The organism is Pantoea sp. X-Soil-ISGK-259, from assembly GCF_059730705.1.
In genome coordinates this window covers 1290311-1308536 of the sequence record NZ_AP035986.1, presented here as the reverse complement: position 1 = coordinate 1308536, position 18226 = coordinate 1290311, and the positions used below count along the sequence as shown (strand labels likewise).

Below are 18226 nucleotides of genomic sequence, written 5' to 3'. Positions count from 1 at the left end.
TGGCAAAACTCAGGGATTTCAGCCACGTTTAGCTTTCTGAATATCGCTTAAACGCTGTTTTTCTTCGTGCGCCATAAATCGCCAGGCGATAAAACCGACTAAACCGACCACAAACAGGATCAATGAAGCCAGCGCATTGATTTCCGGGTTAACGCCGCGTCGTACGGTGGCGAAAATCGCCATCGGCAATGTCGTCGCGCCCGGTCCGGTCACGAAGCTGGCAATCACCAGATCGTCGAGCGACAGGGTAAACGCCAGCAGCCAGCCGGTGACAATCGCCGGCGCAATCATTGGCACGGTAATCACGAAAAAGACCTTCAGTGGCGTGGCACCTAAATCCATCGCAGCCTCTTCAATTGAGCGGTCCAGCTCACGCAGACGCGAGTTAATCACCACCGCCACATAGGCGGTACAGAAGGTGACGTGTGCCAGCCAGATGGTCAGCATGCCGCGTTCGCTCGGCCAGCCAAACGCGTTACCCATTGCGACGAACAGCAGCAGCAGTGACAGCCCGGTGATCACATCGGGCATCACCAGCGGCGCGGTCAGCATAAACGCAAAACCGTTGTGTCCCCGGAAGCGACCAAAGCGAACGATAATCACTGCTGCCAGCGTGCCCAACACCACCGCCATCGTGGCAGAAAGTCCGGCGATGCTCAGACTCAGCACCACCGCGTCGATCATCGCGCTGTCCTGGAACAACACCCTGTACCAGTGGAACGAGAAGCTGTCCCACACCGTCACCAGCGGTGAGCTGTTGAAGGAGTAAACCACCAGCAGCAGCATCGGCGCATAAAGGAACAGGAAGCAGCAGGCCAGAATAGCGGTACGCCATGGCGAGCGAATAGTTGGCAAATTATTCATGCCTTCTCTCCCATTTCACGGTTTTGATGCTTATGGAACCAGATGATCGGCAGAATCAGGATCAGCAGAATGATCACCGCCAGCGCGGAAGCCACCGGCCAGTCGCGGTTGTTAAAGAACTCCTGCCACAGGATACGGCCGATCATGATGCTGTCCGGGCCGCCCAGCAGTTCAGGAATCACGTACTCCCCTACCGCCGGGATAAAGACCAGCATCGACCCGGCGATGATGCCGCCTTTGGTCAGCGGCACAATCACGCTGAAAAAGGTCTTCAGCGGCCGCGCACCCAGGTCCAGTGAGGCTTCCACCAGCGAGTAGTCGATACGGGTCAGCGCGGTGTAGATTGGCAGCACCATAAACGGCAGATAGCAGTAGACGATACCGATATAGACCGCGGTATTGGTGTAGAGGATCACCAGCGGATGATCGATTACGCCCAGCCACAGCAGGAAGCGGTTCAGAATGCCGTTGTTGTTCAGCAAGCCCATCCAGGCGTAGACGCGAACCAGAAACGAAGTCCACGACGGCAGAATGACCAGCAGCAACAGAATGGTGCGCATCGACGGCTTACTGTGCGCCACGGCCCAGGCGAGTGGATAGCCAATCAGCAGACAGATGACCGTGGAGATCGCCGCTACTTTCAATGACTGCAGATAGGCGTCGATGTAGAGCGGATCGTCAGTCAGCGTCAGATAGTTGCCGAAATTGAGCACAATGCTGAACTGGTCATCTGTCCAGCTCACCAGCTCGGTGTAAGGGGGAATCGCTCGCGCTATGTCTGCGAAGCTGATCTTCAGCACCGTCAGAAACGGCAGCAGGAATAACAGCACCAGCCAGACATAAGGCAGTGCGATCACCAGCTTGCGGCCATGCTGCATTTTTACCCGCGTGGCCCAGCGTTGCAGCGGCGTGCCGACCAGTCGGGCAGGCGCTTTAGCGCGTTGGAAAATCTGGCTCATAGCCGCTCCTTAAACCGTCAACACCACGCAGCTGTCGCTTTCCCAGCTGAGGCGGACTTCATCGCCCCAGGTTGGCAACCCTTTGCGGTAGCGATGCGCGTTTTGCAACTGTGCGCTAATCATCTGTCCACTGTGCAGACGGACATGGAAAATAGAGAGGTCGCCGAGATAGGCGATGTGAACCACTTCTCCCACCGCAAAGTTATAGCCATCGGCGGGTACTTCATCGCACAGCATGACTTTTTCAGGACGCAGCGCAACATGCACCGGCACGTTATCGACCACCGAGACATCGGAATCGACTTTCAGCGGATGCATCAGGCCGGGACTGTCGATCACCAGGCCATCCGCCTGACGTTCACGCAGTAACCCTTCGAAGACGTTAACCGAACCGATAAACTCCGCGCTGTAACGGCTGGTCGGATGCTCATAGATCTCTTCCGGCTCGCCAATCTGCACGAATTTACCGCGATTCATAATCGCAATGCGCCCCGCCATGGTCATCGCCTCTTCCTGGTCGTGCGTCACCATCACGCAGGTCGCGCCAACGCGCTCCAGAATATCGACCACTTCCAGCTGCATCCTGTCGCGCAGTTTCTTGTCCAGAGCACCCATTGGCTCATCCAGCAGCAGCAGTTTTGGGCGTTTCGCCAGGCTGCGGGCCAGTGCAACGCGCTGACGCTGACCACCGGAGAGCTGATGCGGTTTGCGTTTCGCAAACTCCTGCATGTGCACCAGCGCCAGCATTTCGGCGACCCGACTGTTTATCTCCCCTTTCGGCAGCCGGTCCTGCTTCAGACCAAAGGCGATATTCTGCTCCACCGTCATGTGCGGAAATAGCGCGTAGGACTGGAACATCATGTTAATCGGGCGCTGATAGGGAGCAACGTGCGACAGATCCTGTCCATCCAGCACAATCTGGCCGCTGGTGGGCGGCTCGAAACCGGCCAGCATGCGCAGCAGCGTGGATTTGCCACAGCCCGATGCACCCAGCAGGGCAAAGATCTCACCTTTATAGATAGTCAGGCTGACATCATCCACGGCGTGCTGGCCGTCAAAGGATTTGGTCAGATTGCGAATTTCCAGCAGCGGCGTTAACGCTTTTGCGGTTTTATTTTGAGGACGGGGAATGGCATCGTTCACAAAGGGTTCTCTCCGGAGCCAGGCGGAACATTGCGGCAAAATTTGCCGCTAAAAATGGCACAACAGAGGCCGGTATTGCGCCTCTGTTGCTGATGCGTGACAGGTCAATCCGTTAAGGACGAACTACTTACCACTTTTTACTTTAGTCCATGCACGCGTACGCACACGATCCAGTTTCGGATCCTGGACTTTCAGCACGAACAATTTCGACATCGCTTCAGGTGTCGGGAAGATACCTGGATTGTTACGGACATCAGCATTGATCAGCGGCAGCGACGCTTTGTTGCCGTTGGCGTAGTTCATTTTGTTAGAGACATCGGCGATCACTTTCGGATCCATGATGTAGTTCAGCCAGGCGTAAGCACCGTCGAGGTTTTTCGCATCTTTCGGGATCGCCATCATATCGAAGAAGGCCAGTGCGCCCTCTTTCGGTACGCTGTAGCCCAGGTGCACCCCGTTTTTCGCGGCATCAGCACGGTTTTTCGCCTGCAGAATATCGCCCGACCAGCCGATGGCGACACAGATGTTACCGTTAGCCAGATCGTTGATGTACTGCGACGAGTGGAAGTAGCGGATATTCGGACGCAGTTTCAGCAGCAGGTCAGTGGCCGCGCCGGAATACTCTTTAGCATCAGAGGAGTTCGGATCTTTGCCCAGATAGTTCAGTACCGTGGCGAAAATCTCTTCCGGTGCATCCAGGAAGGAAACGCCACAGCTTTTCAGTTTCTCCAGGTTTTCTGGCTTCAGCACCAGATCCCAGCTGTTGACTGGCGCATCGGCGCCCAGTGCGGCTTTAACTTTATCGATGTTATAGCCAATACCCGTGGTGCCCCACAGATATGGAATGGCATATTTGTTACCGGGATCGTGTTGCGCCACTTTTTCCATCAGTGCCGGATCGAGGTTTTTATAGTTAGGCAGTTTGCTCTTATCCAGCGGCTGGAATACCCCGGACTGCAGCTGACGCGCCAGGAAACTGGAAGATGGCACCACAACATCGTAGCCGGTACTGCCCGCCATCAGTTTGCCTTCCAGCACTTCGTTGGAGTCAAACACATCGTAGACCACTTTGATGCCGGACTGCTTTTCAAAGTTCGGCACGGTATCTGGCGAAATATAATCGGACCAGTTGTAGACGTGCAGCGTTTTATCTTCCGCCATGCTGCTGGCCGACGCGGCCATCAGCGCAGCAGCTACCACAGCTGACAGCCATTTCTGACGTGAGTTGAACATATTTTTCCATCCTCCTGAGCGGGTCATTACAACGCTGCAAATCAGAGATCCCTGCATTGCGTTCCGGACAAAACGTCAGTGACACAATGAATCATTATTCAGCGGGAGTTTAATAGCAAAAACCTATAGCTGAGACGCAGTTACGCGCCTGTTACAGCTCCGCAAGCATAGCCCCACCCGTCATGCTGTACCAGACCTCAGCGTAAAAAACGCCTGAAACCGATATTTTATGCATGTTTAAGCTATGAGGTTCGGCTTTGATGGCATAAACCACGACAAATATCTGGCGTTAAAGGGCAAAGTGCAGAATAAAAAAAGGCGGCGGCGGATAGCGGGCATAAAAAAGCCGTCTCAGGGACGGCTTAGTGGGCGACCCTGTCGGGCTTAGTGCAGCACAGAATGGACGCTGGTCACCGGAACGTGCTCTTCTTCTTCGCCCACAATCAGCAAATTGTTGGCAAAGGCTTCCAGAATGACCATGGAGATCTGCTCTTCACTCTGCTTCATAAAGTGTGAGAACTGACCAAACGTTAATCCTGCCGTGGTGGTCATTGACTGACAGACAATGAGCTTCGGCAGATTATCATCCTGAATGTCGATAAATGCTTTCACCGTCAGTGAACTGGCATTGATTTGCGACAAATCGCCGACCAGCGGAATCAGCGCCGTTGGCTTCACTTCAGCCAGCGCCGAAAACAGAATGACGTTGTCGACCAGATCGATTTTGGCGTCAAACACCCCATCAAAGTTTTGCATGTGAGGCAGATGAAGTGCCTGACAGGCATCGCATTCGAACCAGGTGATATTTTGCTGATCCAGCCAGCGACGCAGCAGGTCGATATCCGGAACGACAAGAGAATCCATCGTAAAATCCCAGTGGGGTGATAAACAGGCGACTTAGCTTACGGAAAAATGCGCGGCGATGCCACGAAAACTGCTGAAAAGCGCGCGTCAGCCAGCGGTTTTAGGACGGAGCCCGGGGATAGCCTGCTGCTCGATCCGCTGGATCATTAACGCGGCGATGTTAAGGTCGCTGCTGGTTTCGATGCCCTCCAGACCTGGCGAGGCGTTAACTTCCATCACCAGTGGGCCACGATGAGCGCGCAGAATATCGACGCCCGCCACTTCCAGTCCCAGTGTGGCTGCCGCTTTCACGGCCATCTGCCGCTCCTGTGACGTGATCTCGACGGGATACGCTTTGCCACCACGATGCAGGTTGGAACGGAAATCGCCCTCTTTCGCGACACGCTCAATCGCGGCCACGACCTGATTGCCGATCACCAGACAGCGAATGTCACGTCCCTGCGCTTCTTTAATAAACTCCTGCACCAGAATATGGGCATTCAGGCCGCGAAAGGCATCAATAACACTCTCTGCCGCCTGACGTGTTTCGGCCAGCACGACACCAATGCCCTGGGTTCCTTCTACCAGCTTGACCACCAGCGGTGCGCCGCCCACCATGGCAATCAAATCATCGGTATCATCGGGCGAAGAGGCAAAGCCCGTCACCGGCATATCGATGCCTTCTCGTGCCAGCAGCTGCAGCGAGCGCAATTTGTCACGGGTGCGGGTAATGGCGGCGGACTCATTCAGCGGATAGCTGCCACACATTTCAAACTGCCGCAGTACCGCCGCGCCATAAAAAGTGATGGCGTTACCAATGCGCGGGATAACGGCATCGAAATGACCCAGCGGTTCACCACAATAGTGAACCGCTGGCGAGGCAGGATTGATATTCATATAGCAGGAGAGCGGATCGATGACCTGTACTTCGTGGTCGCGCGCAGCGGCCTCATCACGCAATCGTCGGCTGGAATAGAGCGTTTCGTCACGTGACAGGATGGCTATCTTCATCGCTGCTCTCCCTTTCTGAATTAACGCGTGGCCCAGCCCTGTTGATGCAGATAATCGAGCATAAACGGACGCGTCTCTTTAATGATCAGCCGCTGGATTAGCTCGCTCCAGGTTTCACTACGCTGGTTACTGTCGCGCTGCTGATAATAGAGTTCTGTGCGGCTATCGTATTCTGCCAGCACCGCCGGTTCCAGTGGCTGATAGCGATTCTCATGTACCAGCATCGCATGTGGCATACGCGGTTTGACGTCCGGCTTCGATTCCGGATGACCCAGGCAGAAACCAAACAGCGGCAGCACAAACTTCGGCAGGCCCAGCAGTTCTGTCACTTCCGCAATGCTGTTACGAATCCCGCCGATAAAGACGCCGCCCAGATCCAGTGATTCCGCTGCGACCATGGCATTCTGTCCCATCAGCGCGGTGTCGACGCAGCCCAGCAGCAACTGCTCGGCACGGCCCAGTTGTGCATCCGGGCAAATCTGCAGGTGACGATTAAAGTCCGCGCAGAAAATCCAGAACTCAGGCGCATCTGCGACCCACGTCTGCCCGCCGGTCAGCGTTACCAGCTTGTCACGCAGCGCTTTGTCGGTGATACGGATAATAGAAGAGCACTGTAAAAAGCTGGATGTGGACGCCGATTGCGCCGAATTAATAATCGCTTCACGCTGCTCTTCGCTGACCGGCTGGTCAGTAAAGGCGCGGATCGAACGGTGGCTGCACAGTAAATCAATGGTCGGTGTCATAAAGTCTCCAGCAAAATTATCTTTTTTTATCAATCTGATTGAACAGCTGTGGTGCTATCGCTTTCGCGGTGCGCCACATTAACAGCCAGGCAGCAGGCAGCATCAGAACCACGCCGGCGATGAACAGCACAGTGGCCAGCGTTTTCACGTCAGCCATGTCTGGCAGCGGAAGCCAGTGGTTGATCAGCAGCAGCGCGCCTAAAATCAACAGGCCACCTGCCGCCTCCACCACCACCACAAACCGGGGCAATCTGGCTACACTCTGCATCACATCCTCCTGCCTTAGCGGCTTACTGAGCGTCAATTATGGTCAACAACCCAAAAATTGCGCGGGATATAGAGGCCGCTGCTGCGAAAAAGCCCCTGTTTCAGATGCTTCCTGAACGCGCGGCAATAGCGTGCGGGCATCAGACTAACAGGCAAATCCTGCTTTCCTTAAGCGATACGAGCGGGCATGATGGTGCCCATTCTCTGTTTCGTTATGTGACATACATCACATAATAGTCGCTGCAAGGAGTTCTTTATGATTGCTGTTATTTTTGGTCGTCCGGGCTGTCCTTACTGTGTGCGTGCCCACGAACTGGCCGATAAACTGACCGCTGAGCGCGATGATTTTAGCTACCAGTACGTTGATATTAACGCAGAAGGCATTACAAAAGCCGATCTGGAAGCCAGCGCCGGTAAACCGGTCAGCACCGTCCCACAGATTTTCGTGGACGAAAAACATATCGGTGGCTACACCGAGTTCGCTGCATGGACTAAAGAGAATCTGGGATTTGTCGCGTAAGCGCAAAGGGCCGGAATGAAAAAGGCGAGGCAGAAAATTCTGTCTCGCCTTTTTTGCTCTCTGGCTGTGGGAAATCAAACGGCACCCTTCAGTTGAGTGACGCCATGACAATCTGCATCAATCGCACCAGCAATGCCCCGCAACCTGCCCAGAACAGGGCGCTCAGGCTCCAGGCCACTAAAAAGAATCCGCTACTGTGAATAAACAGGCTGTTGTTTAACAGCAGTGCTGCCAGTAACGTTCCCCAGAGTCCCATCAGCAGCGTGCTTTTTAGCGGGCTTTCCACCTGCATCAACGCCATCACAATACCGGGCAACATAAAGAGCAGTAATTCGGGCTGACCACGAAGCGGGCCGGGACCGACTTGCCAGAAACGACAGGTAAAAACAAACACCAGACTATACAACACCACGCCGCACAGGCGGGTTGTCCAGAGATAAGAGCGCTGCGGCATACTACCCCACTGATTAAAAATAACCCCGACAATAACCTGCTGATATCCCTGATGCGTTCAGATGGAAATAAAAAGAAACAGTTCGTTGTGGCAACGAATGAAAACAGCCAATGGCTGAGAAAGATAATTGTGATTAGAATAGCGCCGCGGTAAAGGTTCCATTTACAGCATTGATACAACAGAACCTCAACGGCCTGCTCACGATAACGAAAAACAGGCTACTCTTCAATAGCTTACATGTAAACAAGAAGTTAAACAGTGAATATTAACGTCGCAGGATTGTTAAGCGGAAATGACATTTTGTTATTATTTGTCGTTTTAGCGCTTGGCCTTTGTCTGGGTAAGTTGCGTCTTGGCTCCGTTCAGCTGGGAAATTCGATTGGCGTATTAGTCGTTTCGCTCTTATTAGGCCAGCAACACTTCACGATCAATACCGATGCATTGAGCCTGGGCTTTATGCTGTTTATTTTTTGTGTCGGCGTTGAAGCCGGTCCCAACTTTTTTTCCATTTTCTTCCGCGACGGCAAAAATTATTTCATGCTCGCCATCGTCATGGTGGTCAGCGCACTGCTGCTGGCGCTGGGGCTGGGCAAACTCTTTGGCTGGGATATTGGCCTCACCGCTGGCATGCTGGCCGGTTCGATGACCTCAACGCCGGTACTGGTCGGCGCGGGTGATACCCTGCGGCAAAGCATCACCGATCCAAAGCAGCTCGCACTCATGCAGGATCAGCTGAGCCTCGGCTATGCCGTAACCTATCTGATTGGCCTGGTGAGTCTGATTTTTGGCGCACGCTACCTGCCCCGTCTGCAACATCAGGATCTGCCCACCTGTGCCCAGCAAATTGCCCGGGAACGCGGTCTGGATGCGGACAGCCAGCGCAAAGTCTTTCTTCCCGTCATTCGCGCCTATCGCGTGGGCGCGGAACTGGTGGCGTGGAGCGGGGGCAAAAACCTGCGTGAACTGGGCATCTATCGTCAGACCGGTTGCTACATTGAGCGTATTCGCCGCAACGGTATTCTCGCCAGTCCCGATGGGGATGCGGTACTGCAGCTGGGTGATGATATCTCGCTGGTCGGCTATCCCGACGCACATGCCCGGCTCGACCCCAGCTTTCGTAATGGTAAAGAGGTGTTTGACCGCGATCTGCTGGATATGCGCATCGTTACCGAAGAGATCGTGGTGAAGAACCATAATGCGGTAAACAAGCGCCTGAGCAAGTTAAACCTCACCGATCACGGCTGCTTCCTGAACCGGGTGATACGCAGTCAGATTGAGATGCCGATCGATGACAGCATCATACTGAACAAAGGTGATGTGCTGCAGGTCAGCGGTGAGGCACGACGGGTCAAAAGTGTGGCCGATCGCATTGGTTTCATCGCGATTCACAGTCAGATGACCGATCTTTTAGCTTTCTGCGCCTTCTTTATCGTGGGTCTGATGATTGGCCTGATTACTTTCCAGTTCAGCAATTTCAGTTTTGGTATTGGTAACGCAGCGGGTCTGCTGTTCGCCGGTATCATGCTCGGCTTCCTCCGTGCCAACCATCCGACCTTTGGTTATATTCCGCAGGGCGCGCTGACGATGGTGAAAGAGTTCGGGCTGATGGTGTTTATGGCGGGAGTAGGATTAAGCGCTGGCAGCGGCATTAATCACGGCCTGAGCAGTGACGGTGCCCTGATGCTACTTTGCGGCCTGCTGGTGAGCCTGATTCCGGTGATCATTTGCTATCTGTTTGGTGCCTATGTGTTGCGGATGAACCGCGCCCTGCTGTTTGGTGCCATCATGGGTGCGCGAACCTGTGCACCGGCCATGGAGATTATCAGTGATACCGCACGCAGCAATATTCCGGCGCTGGGGTATGCCGGAACCTATGCCATTGCCAACGTATTGCTCACGCTGGCGGGGACACTGATTGTGATCATCTGGCCAATTTTGCCTTTATAAAATTTTTTTGCCTGCGTCCAGAACTTTATAGTTAAGCGATAGTCATAATAAGTGCCACTGCTTTTCTTTGAAATCCCCAAATTGTGGAGCCCGCTGGTCTTTTTCCTGGCGGGTTTTTTTATGCCCTTTTTTCCTCCCTGCGCCACTCACCAGCACCACAAACTGACCCGAAACGGTCATAAAACTTAAACAGTTGTGCAACTCATTATCAGATTCGGAGCCTTTCCGTAGACGAATTGCGTCTTAAAAAGCAGGATGGTGCGCTGTTAAGTTAGCTATTTGTGCTGAGGAATGTATCCCGAAATGGAAGAGCTGAACCACTCACTGTTTACTGCCATCAATGCCACGCCGGCGTCACCCGCCTGGTTAATACACCTCGCGACCTTTATTGCCAAAGACCTGATTGCCATTGTGCCGCTGTTAATTGTGGCGATGTGGCTCTGGGGACCGCGCGATCAGGTTTCTTCACAACGGGCGCTGGTTCTGAAAACCGGTATGGCGCTGATTTATGCGCTGGCAATCTCCTGGTGTGTCGGCCATCTGCTGCCGCATCCCCGCCCTTTTGCCATTGGTTACGGCTATCAGTTCCTGCACCACGCCGCCGATGACTCCTATCCCAGCGATCACGGCACCACGATTTTCACCTTTGCGCTGGCCTTTATCTTCTGGCATCGCCTCTGGTCGGGCGTAGTGCTGATGATAGCGGGTTGCGCTATCGCCTGGTCGCGGGTCTACCTGGGCGTTCACTGGCCAATGGATATGCTGGGTGGGTTCCTGGTGGGTCTGCTGAGTTGTCTGGCGTCTCATCTGGCGTGGCAGTTCTATGGCGAGCGGATGCTGGCAGTGATCAACCCGCTCTATCGGGCGCTGTTTGCCGTACCGATTCGTAAAGGCTGGACGCAGGATTAAAAAGGGACTTGTTAGCGTTCCTGAGATTGCTGACAAAGTCTGGACTGGTTGCTGTAAGACTGAGCCTGCACAGGAAACACGCTCGGATCGGAAAGACGCAAAAACTGCCATCCATGGCTCGCTCCGCCCGCGCGATTACGCCCCTCATCCCTGAGGGGCGCCCGTAAACAGGCCAACGCGTTGCGTTGTTCAAAAACGCTCCCGGCGTTTTTAGTACGCCCCTCATCCCTGAGGGGTGCCCGTAAACGGGCCAACGCGTTGCGTTGTTCAAAAACGCTCCCGGCGTTTTTAGTACGCCCCTCATCCCTGAGGGGCGCCCGTAAACGGGCCAACGCGTTGCGTTGTTCAAAAACGCTCCCGGCGTTTTTGTCTATGCCGCGGGACGCTTGCCTCCTTTGACCGTGTTCCCTGCACGTTAAGCTAATTCATTGCTGCCAGATGCATCCTGATTTGGGTTTGCCAGCAGTCAGCAGGGACGCCTCAGCGTCCCTCAGACTTATGAAAACCACTTCCCGAACCAGCCGTTGAACTTCATCATCACGAAATCAATCATCCGGCTGAAGAAGCCGCCTTCCGGCACGTCCTGCAGCACCACCAGCGGACGCTGCTCAATCGTTTTGCCATCCAGCTGGAAGTCGATGGTGCCGACCACCTGATTCTTCTTCAGCGGCGCTTCAAGCTGCGGCGCATTGAGTTTAAAACTCGCCTTCAGATTCTTCATCTGCCCTTTCGGGATGGTCAGCGCGGCATCTTTCGCCACGCCCAGATTCACCTGACTCTTGTCACCGAACCAGACCCGCTGCTGCGCAAATGGTGCATCCGCTTTAATTGGCGTCACTGTTTCATAGAATCGGAAGCCCCACGTCAGCAGCTTTTCACTTTCGCGGAAACGAATCGCATCGCTGGCGGTGCCGAGTACCACCGAGATCAGACGCATATCGCCTTCCGTCGCGGAGGCCACCAGGTTATTGCCTGCGCCTGAGGTATGGCCGGTTTTAACGCCATCCACTTTGAGGTTGGTGCTCCACAACAGACGGTTGCGGTTGATCTGACGAATATTGTTAAAGGTGAACTCTTTCTCTTTATTCAGGGCGTACTCTTCAGGCACATCGCGGATCAGCGCCTGAGCAATCAGCGCCATATCCCGCGCAGTGCTGTACTGCCCTTCTGCATCCAGACCATGCACCGTCATAAAGTGGGTGTTCTGCAGTCCCAGCGCCTTCACGTAGTTATTCATCAGGCCGATGAACGAATCCTGACTGCCTGCCACATAATCCGCCAGCGCGATACAGGCATCATTACCGGACTGAATCACAATTCCTTTATTCAGCTCATGCACCGGAATGCGGTCGCCAGGCTTGAGGAACATCAGCGAAGAGCCGCGCAGCTTAGGATTGCCAGTCGCCCAGGCATCCTGTCCGACGGTGACCAGATCATCCGGTTTGATTTTGCCTGCTTTAATTGCCTGACCCACTACGTAGCTCGTCATCATCTTAGTCAGACTGGCGGGATCGAGACGCTGATCGGCACTGGATTCAATCAGCACTTTACCGCTGGCGTAGTCGATCAGAATCCACGCTTTAGCATCAATGCCGGGCGCGGCGGGAGCCTGCTCAGCAAAAACGCTGATGGGGGCAAGAATCAGTAATGAGGTGGCAGCAAAGTGCCGCAGGCGAGATGAGAAGCGAGTGTTTGTCATGAGCTTGGCCGGATTGTCCTTGTTAAATCGAAATTCCAGGGGCAGAAAATTCTCACTCAAACGCTACCCCCTGACGGCAGTGAAAAAAACCGTCGAATCGTAAAGTTTTTTAGAGTTTAGTAGAGTAACCCTGGCATAAACGCCGCGCGCGTGCCCCTTTTTTCCGATTCTGTCGCCACCAAAACTGCGTGAAATTCCGATTTTTCGCAGAAGAGTTAAGCCCGTCACAAATATCAGCTAACCTGAACGCCAGTCAGCCGAGGAGACCGACCATGGACTTAGCCCTTTTTGATCTTGATGAAACACTCATTTGTGAAGACAGCACCAGCCTGTGGCTGCGCTGGCTGGTATCACAGGGATTTGCTCCCAGCGAACTGATTGATCAGGAACAGGCATTAATGAATCAGTATTATGCCGGTACGCTGTCGATTGAAGAGTATATGAATAAGACGCTCTCACCGCTGGCGGGCATGGCGACGCTGACCGTTGAAGGCTGGGTGCGTCGCTTCATTCAGCGCGACATCCTGCCTCGTGTCTATCCGGCCGCCCGCGAGCGGATCGAATGGCATCGGGCGCGCGGCGACCGGGTGATGATCATCTCTGCCAGCGGCGAGCATCTGGTGGTGCCGATTGCTGAGAAACTCGGAGCCTGCGGCGCGCTGGCGATTGGTGTTGAAATCGTGGACGAGCGTTACAGCGGCAACACCTACGGCACCATGACCTATAAAGAGGGCAAAGTGACCCGACTGGGTGACTGGAAAGCGCTGCAGCAGCAGGAGCACTTTGAGCGCACCTGGGCCTACAGTGATTCAATGAACGACCTGCCGCTCCTGGAGCAGGCCGATCATGCCCATGTCATCAACCCGGATGCGCAGCTACACCAGGAAGCGTTAAACCGTGGATGGCAGGTTTATCACTGGGCTCGCTGATTCAGCGTCGTGTCCATCGGGCGTAATTTTTGCAGACAGCCTGGGCGCTGAACAATCGGAACGCACATGGAGTACGCGAGGGTTGCGAGCAGAGCCAGGTGCAGACTGAAAAATTAACTCACCTGATGGACAAGGTTTTTAGCCGCGGGATGCGCCAGCGTCCTGCGCTAATCCCACTCTCAACAGCTTGCCATTGGCCTCATCGGTCAGCACATAGAGATAGCCATCCGGCCCCTGTCGCACATCACGAATCCGCACATTCTGATCCCCCAGCAGCCGCTGCTCCTCCACCACTTTTTCGCCGTTAATACTCAGACGAATCAGGTTTTTCTCTTTCAGTGCACCGATGAATAGCGAGTTTTTCCACTGGGGAAAACGGGCGCTGTTATAAAACGCCATGCCGCTGATAGCCGGAGAAACTTTCCAGTGATACAGCGGCTGTTCGGTGCCCGCGACATGAGTGCCTTTTGACTCCGGCACGTTGTCGCCATTGTAGTCAATGCCGTACGTCGCCAGCGGCCAGCCGTAATTCTTGCCCCGGGCCATGATATTCACTTCATCGCCGCCTCGCGGGCCATGCTCGTTTTCCCATATCATGCCGGTCCAGGGGTTAAGCGCCAGTCCCTGCGGATTACGCAGACCATATGCCCAGATTTCTGGCCGTGCGCCGGCCTTTTTCACAAACGGGTTATCGTCAGGCACGCTGCCATCAGCATTCAGCCGCAGCAGCTTGCCCTGAAGCTTATCGAGATCCTGCGCCGCACTGCTGACAAAATTATCGCCGAATGCAATCCAGAGATAACCCTGGGTATCAAAGGCCAGCCGGGTGCCGATATTGTTGCCGCTGGAGAGCATCGGCGTCTGCCGAATCACCTCACGAAAATCGCTGAGCTGCCGGTTATCCTGGCTCAGCGTCCCGACGCCCACTACCGCGCCCGCTTTGCCGCTGCTGTTCGCCTCGGTGTAGCTCAGCCAGACGCGACGGCTGGTCGCAAAATCGGGTGCCAGCACCACGTCCAGCAAACCACTCTGCCGTTCTGCCCAGACTGTCGGCACCCCTTTGATTGGCTGCGACAGACCGCTCTCCGGGCTCCAGCTGCGCAACTGTCCGCTACGTTCGGTAATCAGCAGGGTTTTGTTGTCGGGCAGAAAGGCAACGGACCATGGATGTTGTAACTTATCCTGTAATACCTCAACTTTCACGTCAGCGGCAAACAGCGGCGAAGCGCAGAATAGCGCGCTACTCAGCAGCAGAGCGGTCGAAAAACGGGACATAGGGATCTCCTGACAGGATGGCTTGACCTTAAGCGTAGTCATCCGTCGCGGGGTGAACCTGAGGATTTACAAAAGATTAAACAGGAAACCCGCTGCAGGACGCAGCGGGTGAAAGGCATTACTCGAAACAGGTATCCGGATTATCCGACAGGGTGATGAACTGCTTGCCACCCTGGGTCAGCGCCATAATGGTGCCGCTTTCGATATCGTAGACCCAGCCGTGCAGACGCAGCTTGCCATTACGCAGGGCAACGGAGACCGACGGATGGGTTTTCATGTTGTTGAGCTGGGCGATAACGTTCTCTTTGACCATTTCGTTCAGCTTCTTCTCTGGCGAGTCATACTGACGCTGCTCAACCACCGCTTTTGCCGCATCGGCATAACGCAGCCAGTGCTCAACCGCTGGCATGGTATCCATGCAGGCGCAGGAGGCGATGGCATTCATGGCACCACAGTTAGAGTGACCACAGATGATGATGTCGGAGACACCCAGTGCGACAACCGCATATTCGATAGTGGCAGAGACACCGCCTGGCTCCGGGCCGAATGAGGGAACGATGTTGCCCGCATTGCGGATAACGAACAGCTCTCCTGGCTCCTGCTGTGTTACCAGTTCAGGCACCAGACGGCTGTCTGAACAGGAGATGAACAGCGCTTTCGGATTTTGATTTGACGCCAGGCTTTTGAAAAGATCCTTCCTTTCAGGAAACACATTCTGCTGGAAATTCAGAAATCCGTTGATGATCTCTTTCATTATTTAGCTCTCACATTATCCATTTCATTACCTGAGGAGCATAGCCTCCTCAGTGGGGTTTGCTGGTTTATTATTAATGAAAACAAGTGAATATCAACCCGAGTTTTGCAGTCAGCCCTGGACCATCGCCACTGTCAGCGTTTCGCTTATCGGTCAGCCAGAAGCATCCTGGTTGATTTCTTTTTATAGCACGGGAAGTTACTGGAAAAGGTAACGTTTGATCTGTCTGCTTTTTTTACCTGAGATCGCGCTCCGCTTTTACGCGTTTTTTCACTACTTTACGCACGACATAGCAGGTGGACGTACTTTCACTTTTACGTCAGCGGATGTGGCACACGCTGGAGGGCCGCCTGAACCGCAATGCTGCGCGACAGGCCGCCGGGGGGAATCAGCACTCAGCCATACCGTTGCTGATGCGCTTTTTTACGTTTCAGATAGTCCTCATCTTCCCGAAGTTTATCCCAGTACGCTTTGAAAATGGCCGCCGCTGCGGCTTTCTCTTCGTTGACGCCGCGCGGCAGCTCTTTGCCGTCTGCGTCATACTTGCGTCCGCCTTTATGATTGCTGTAGCGACGCGCTCGGGTATACCCCATCTGGATAAATTTGCGCGCCATATCCATACCGACAAAATCATCCTGACGCCGGTAATCCTCAAACAGCGCCATGATTTTCTCAGCCGACTCTTCAGCAATGGGGACAGTGCGAAAACGCCAGTGCGGCAGAATTTCGCTCTTATAAGGCTCGACCATCAGCACACCCTGCTCGCCTCGCCCGACCTGATAACGCTCGGGATGCTGGCGGAAATCAATCGTGCTGAAGTCCTGATCATAATCGAAAGGTTTCATCTCTTTAGTTTAGGATCAAGTGCGTCACGCAGCCCGTCTCCCAGTAAATTAAATGCCAGAACCGTGAAGAAAATGGCCAGACTGGGGAAAATCGCTACATGAGGCGCAATCACCATGTCGGCACGCGCCTCATTCAGCATCGCGCCCCACTCCGGTGTGGGCGGTTGTGCACCCAGCCCCAGAAACGACAGGCTGGCAGCGGTGATGATCGAAGTGCCGACCCGCATGGTGAAATAGACCACAATCGGCGATACCGTACCGGGCAGGATATGCCGCATCAGAATGGTCCAGTCAGACGCGCCAATACTGCGTGCTGACTCAATATAGGTCTGATGCTTCAGCACCAGCGTATTGCCGCGCACCAGGCGGGCAAAGGCGGGAATACTGAAGATAGCCACCGCCACAATCACGTTGCTCATGCCGCTGCCCATGATCGCCACCACCGCAATTGCCAGCAGGATGCCGGGAAACGCGAACAGCACGTCACAGATGCGCATGGTAATGCGGTCCCACCAGCCTTCGTAATACCCGGCAAGCAGCCCAAACAGCGTGCCAATCAATGCGCCGATCACCACCGAAAAGAAACCGGCAATCAGGGAAATACGCGTCCCGACCAGCACCCGGCTGAAAATATCACGACCCAGCGAATCGACACCAAACAGGTGAATCAGGGACGGGCCCTCATTGAGCCGGTCATAATCGAAGTAGTTCTCTGCGTCGAACGGCGCAATCCACGGAGCGATAACCGCCAGCACAATCAGCAGCAGTACAAACGCGCCGGCCAGCAGCGCCACCGGCTGCTGCCGGAAGCGCCGCCAGAACTCTCGCCATGGCGTACGAACCCGGTTCTCCGCAATCAGCGGCATTGTTTTCAGGGCCGCTTCACGTCGCCAGTTTTTCATCGCGACTCCTTAAAGCGAATAGCGGGATTGATCACCGCATAGAGCATGTCGACAAACAGATTGATCAGAATAAACTCCAGTGAAAACAGCAGCACCTCTGCCTGAATAACCGGATAGTCGCGCATCGCCACCGAGTCGACCAGCAGACGGCCCAGTCCCGGCCAGTTAAACACCACTTCGACGACGATCGATCCCCCCAGCAGAAAACCAAACTGCAGCCCCATCATCGTCACCACCGGGATCATCGCGTTGCGAAGGCCGTGTTTCACCACCACCAGCGACTCGCGTACCCCTTTAGCCCTGGCGGTGCGCATGTAATCTTCCTGCATCACCTCCACGAACGACGCGCGGGTAAAGCGTGCCATTACCGCCGCCACCGCCGCACCTAAGGTGATCGAGGGCAGAATGTAATGTTTCCAGCTGTCAGCACCGACGGTTGGCAGCCAGCCCAGCTCCACTGAGAAGACCTGCATCAGCAGCATGCCCAGCGAAAAGGCGGGAAACGAGATGCCCGATACCGCCAGCGTCATCCCCAGCCTGTCAGGCCAGCGGTTGCGCCAGACAGCCGAAACAATGCCGATGGTCATGCCAAAAATCACCGCCCAGATCATGCTGGCCAGCGTCAGCCACAGGGTCGGCATAAAGCGCGAGGCGATCTCATCCGCAACCGGCCGCTTTGAGACCATCGACTGGCCGAAATCACCCTGCAGCGCATTCAGCATAAAGTGCCAGAACTGTTGCGGCAGCGGCTGATCCAACCCCAGTTCCTGACGCACCAGCGCCACCACGGAGGCATCAGCTTCCGGCCCGGCAATCAGGCGTGCCGGATCGCCCGGCAGCATATGAACAAACAGGAACACCAGCACCGCCACTATCAGCAGCGTTGGAATCAGCCCCAACAGTCGTTTAAGAAAATAGTTAAACATGCA

19 protein-coding genes are annotated in these 18226 nt (G+C 54.7%); 4 read left to right on the top strand and 15 right to left on the bottom strand.

Going from position 1 to position 18226, the window contains the following annotated elements; translation table 11 throughout:
* Positions 1-18: 18 nt before the first annotated feature.
* The 8 genes from potI to AC6I77_RS05990 all read right to left on the bottom strand — a co-directional run bounded on the left by potI (position 19) and on the right by AC6I77_RS05990 (position 7064).
* Positions 19-864, bottom strand: a complete 846-nt coding sequence (potI, locus tag AC6I77_RS06025; RefSeq protein WP_003849285.1) for a putrescine ABC transporter permease PotI — start codon at positions 862-864, stop codon at positions 19-21.
* Positions 861-1823 (bottom strand): putrescine ABC transporter permease PotH, encoded by a 963-nt coding sequence (potH, locus tag AC6I77_RS06020; RefSeq protein ID WP_497816765.1) that lies wholly within the window; start codon positions 1821-1823, stop codon positions 861-863. Before potH ends, potI begins: the two co-directional genes overlap by 4 nt.
* Positions 1824-1832: 9 nt before the next feature.
* A complete protein-coding gene (gene potG / locus AC6I77_RS06015) occupies positions 1833-2966 on the bottom strand; it encodes a putrescine ABC transporter ATP-binding subunit PotG (RefSeq protein ID WP_497816764.1) in 1134 nt (377 codons plus the stop codon).
* A 123-nt stretch (positions 2967-3089) separates the two neighbouring features.
* Positions 3090-4199 (bottom strand): spermidine/putrescine ABC transporter substrate-binding protein PotF, encoded by a 1110-nt coding sequence (gene potF, locus AC6I77_RS06010; protein ID WP_003849278.1) that lies wholly within the window; start codon positions 4197-4199, stop codon positions 3090-3092.
* A 384-nt stretch (positions 4200-4583) separates the two neighbouring features.
* A complete protein-coding gene (locus AC6I77_RS06005; protein ID WP_003849273.1) occupies positions 4584-5063 on the bottom strand; it encodes a YbjN domain-containing protein in 480 nt (159 codons plus the stop codon).
* A gap of 87 nt (positions 5064-5150) precedes the next feature.
* Positions 5151-6053, bottom strand: a complete 903-nt coding sequence (gene rimK / locus AC6I77_RS06000) for a 30S ribosomal protein S6--L-glutamate ligase (RefSeq protein ID WP_003849271.1) — start codon at positions 6051-6053, stop codon at positions 5151-5153.
* Between the two features lie 20 nt (positions 6054-6073).
* Positions 6074-6796, bottom strand: coding sequence for an oxygen-insensitive NADPH nitroreductase (gene nfsA / locus AC6I77_RS05995; protein WP_497816763.1), 723 nt, complete (start codon positions 6794-6796; stop codon positions 6074-6076).
* A 16-nt stretch (positions 6797-6812) separates the two neighbouring features.
* Positions 6813-7064, bottom strand: coding sequence for a DUF1418 family protein (locus AC6I77_RS05990; RefSeq protein ID WP_497816762.1), 252 nt, complete (start codon positions 7062-7064; stop codon positions 6813-6815).
* Between the two features lie 255 nt (positions 7065-7319).
* Between AC6I77_RS05990 and AC6I77_RS05985 the strand changes: the two genes are divergently transcribed.
* The gene (locus tag AC6I77_RS05985; protein WP_003849263.1) at positions 7320-7583 is read left to right on the top strand and encodes a GrxA family glutaredoxin; all 264 of its coding nucleotides are present in this window, start codon (positions 7320-7322) and stop codon (positions 7581-7583) included.
* Positions 7584-7671: 88 nt separating this feature from the next.
* On the opposite strand, the gene ybjM is transcribed toward AC6I77_RS05985, so the two are convergent.
* The gene (ybjM, locus tag AC6I77_RS05980) at positions 7672-8037 is read right to left on the bottom strand and encodes an inner membrane protein YbjM (protein WP_003849260.1); all 366 of its coding nucleotides are present in this window, start codon (positions 8035-8037) and stop codon (positions 7672-7674) included.
* A 258-nt stretch (positions 8038-8295) separates the two neighbouring features.
* On the opposite strand from ybjM, the gene AC6I77_RS05975 reads away from it, so the two are divergent.
* Both AC6I77_RS05975 and ybjG read left to right on the top strand, forming a co-directional pair.
* A complete protein-coding gene (locus AC6I77_RS05975) occupies positions 8296-9984 on the top strand; it encodes an aspartate:alanine antiporter (protein WP_003849258.1) in 1689 nt (562 codons plus the stop codon).
* Between the two features lie 303 nt (positions 9985-10287).
* On the top strand, positions 10288-10893 hold the full coding sequence (gene ybjG / locus AC6I77_RS05970; protein ID WP_039661079.1) for an undecaprenyl-diphosphate phosphatase: 606 nt from the start codon (positions 10288-10290) through the stop codon (positions 10891-10893).
* 496 nt (positions 10894-11389) lie between these two features.
* On the opposite strand, the gene AC6I77_RS05965 is transcribed toward ybjG, so the two are convergent.
* Positions 11390-12592, bottom strand: a complete 1203-nt coding sequence (locus AC6I77_RS05965; protein ID WP_497816761.1) for a serine hydrolase — start codon at positions 12590-12592, stop codon at positions 11390-11392.
* A 272-nt stretch (positions 12593-12864) separates the two neighbouring features.
* On the opposite strand from AC6I77_RS05965, the gene AC6I77_RS05960 reads away from it, so the two are divergent.
* On the top strand, positions 12865-13521 hold the full coding sequence (locus AC6I77_RS05960; protein WP_003852323.1) for an HAD family hydrolase: 657 nt from the start codon (positions 12865-12867) through the stop codon (positions 13519-13521).
* A 138-nt stretch (positions 13522-13659) separates the two neighbouring features.
* Here the strand turns inward: AC6I77_RS05960 and AC6I77_RS05955 are convergent, their stop codons facing one another.
* The 5 genes from AC6I77_RS05955 to gsiC form a co-directional block, all read right to left on the bottom strand.
* Complete coding sequence (locus tag AC6I77_RS05955; protein ID WP_003852322.1) at positions 13660-14796, bottom strand: PQQ-dependent sugar dehydrogenase; 1137 nt, start codon at positions 14794-14796, stop codon at positions 13660-13662.
* A 118-nt stretch (positions 14797-14914) separates the two neighbouring features.
* Positions 14915-15550 (bottom strand): carbonic anhydrase, encoded by a 636-nt coding sequence (locus AC6I77_RS05950; protein ID WP_003852320.1) that lies wholly within the window; start codon positions 15548-15550, stop codon positions 14915-14917.
* Positions 15551-15945: 395 nt separating this feature from the next.
* Positions 15946-16395, bottom strand: a complete 450-nt coding sequence (locus AC6I77_RS05945; protein ID WP_078804212.1) for a DUF4385 domain-containing protein — start codon at positions 16393-16395, stop codon at positions 15946-15948.
* Complete coding sequence (gene gsiD, locus AC6I77_RS05940; RefSeq protein WP_003852316.1) at positions 16392-17297, bottom strand: glutathione ABC transporter permease GsiD; 906 nt, start codon at positions 17295-17297, stop codon at positions 16392-16394. The genes AC6I77_RS05945 and gsiD overlap by 4 nt, the downstream gene beginning before the upstream one ends.
* Positions 17294-18223, bottom strand: coding sequence for a glutathione ABC transporter permease GsiC (gene gsiC, locus AC6I77_RS05935; protein ID WP_497816760.1), 930 nt, complete (start codon positions 18221-18223; stop codon positions 17294-17296). Before gsiC ends, gsiD begins: the two co-directional genes overlap by 4 nt.
* Between the last annotated feature and the right edge of the window lie 3 nt (positions 18224-18226).

Coding starts and splice junctions, on each gene's coding strand:
- potI (WP_003849285.1), bottom strand. CDS start 864: ATGAATAATTTGCCAACTATTCGCTCGCCATGGCGTACCGCTATTCTG.
- potH (WP_497816765.1), bottom strand. CDS start 1,823: ATGAGCCAGATTTTCCAACGCGCTAAAGCGCCTGCCCGACTGGTCGGC.
- potF (WP_003849278.1), bottom strand. CDS start 4,199: ATGTTCAACTCACGTCAGAAATGGCTGTCAGCTGTGGTAGCTGCTGCG.
- AC6I77_RS06005 (WP_003849273.1), bottom strand. CDS start 5,063: ATGGATTCTCTTGTCGTTCCGGATATCGACCTGCTGCGTCGCTGGCTG.
- rimK (WP_003849271.1), bottom strand. CDS start 6,053: ATGAAGATAGCCATCCTGTCACGTGACGAAACGCTCTATTCCAGCCGA.
- nfsA (WP_497816763.1), bottom strand. CDS start 6,796: ATGACACCGACCATTGATTTACTGTGCAGCCACCGTTCGATCCGCGCC.
- AC6I77_RS05990 (WP_497816762.1), bottom strand. CDS start 7,064: ATGCAGAGTGTAGCCAGATTGCCCCGGTTTGTGGTGGTGGTGGAGGCG.
- AC6I77_RS05985 (WP_003849263.1), top strand. CDS start 7,320: ATGATTGCTGTTATTTTTGGTCGTCCGGGCTGTCCTTACTGTGTGCGT.
- ybjM (WP_003849260.1), bottom strand. CDS start 8,037: ATGCCGCAGCGCTCTTATCTCTGGACAACCCGCCTGTGCGGCGTGGTG.
- ybjG (WP_039661079.1), top strand. CDS start 10,288: ATGGAAGAGCTGAACCACTCACTGTTTACTGCCATCAATGCCACGCCG.
- AC6I77_RS05965 (WP_497816761.1), bottom strand. CDS start 12,592: ATGACAAACACTCGCTTCTCATCTCGCCTGCGGCACTTTGCTGCCACC.
- AC6I77_RS05960 (WP_003852323.1), top strand. CDS start 12,865: ATGGACTTAGCCCTTTTTGATCTTGATGAAACACTCATTTGTGAAGAC.
- AC6I77_RS05955 (WP_003852322.1), bottom strand. CDS start 14,796: ATGTCCCGTTTTTCGACCGCTCTGCTGCTGAGTAGCGCGCTATTCTGC.
- AC6I77_RS05950 (WP_003852320.1), bottom strand. CDS start 15,550: ATGAAAGAGATCATCAACGGATTTCTGAATTTCCAGCAGAATGTGTTT.
- AC6I77_RS05945 (WP_078804212.1), bottom strand. CDS start 16,395: ATGAAACCTTTCGATTATGATCAGGACTTCAGCACGATTGATTTCCGC.
- gsiD (WP_003852316.1), bottom strand. CDS start 17,297: ATGAAAAACTGGCGACGTGAAGCGGCCCTGAAAACAATGCCGCTGATT.
- gsiC (WP_497816760.1), bottom strand. CDS start 18,223: ATGTTTAACTATTTTCTTAAACGACTGTTGGGGCTGATTCCAACGCTG.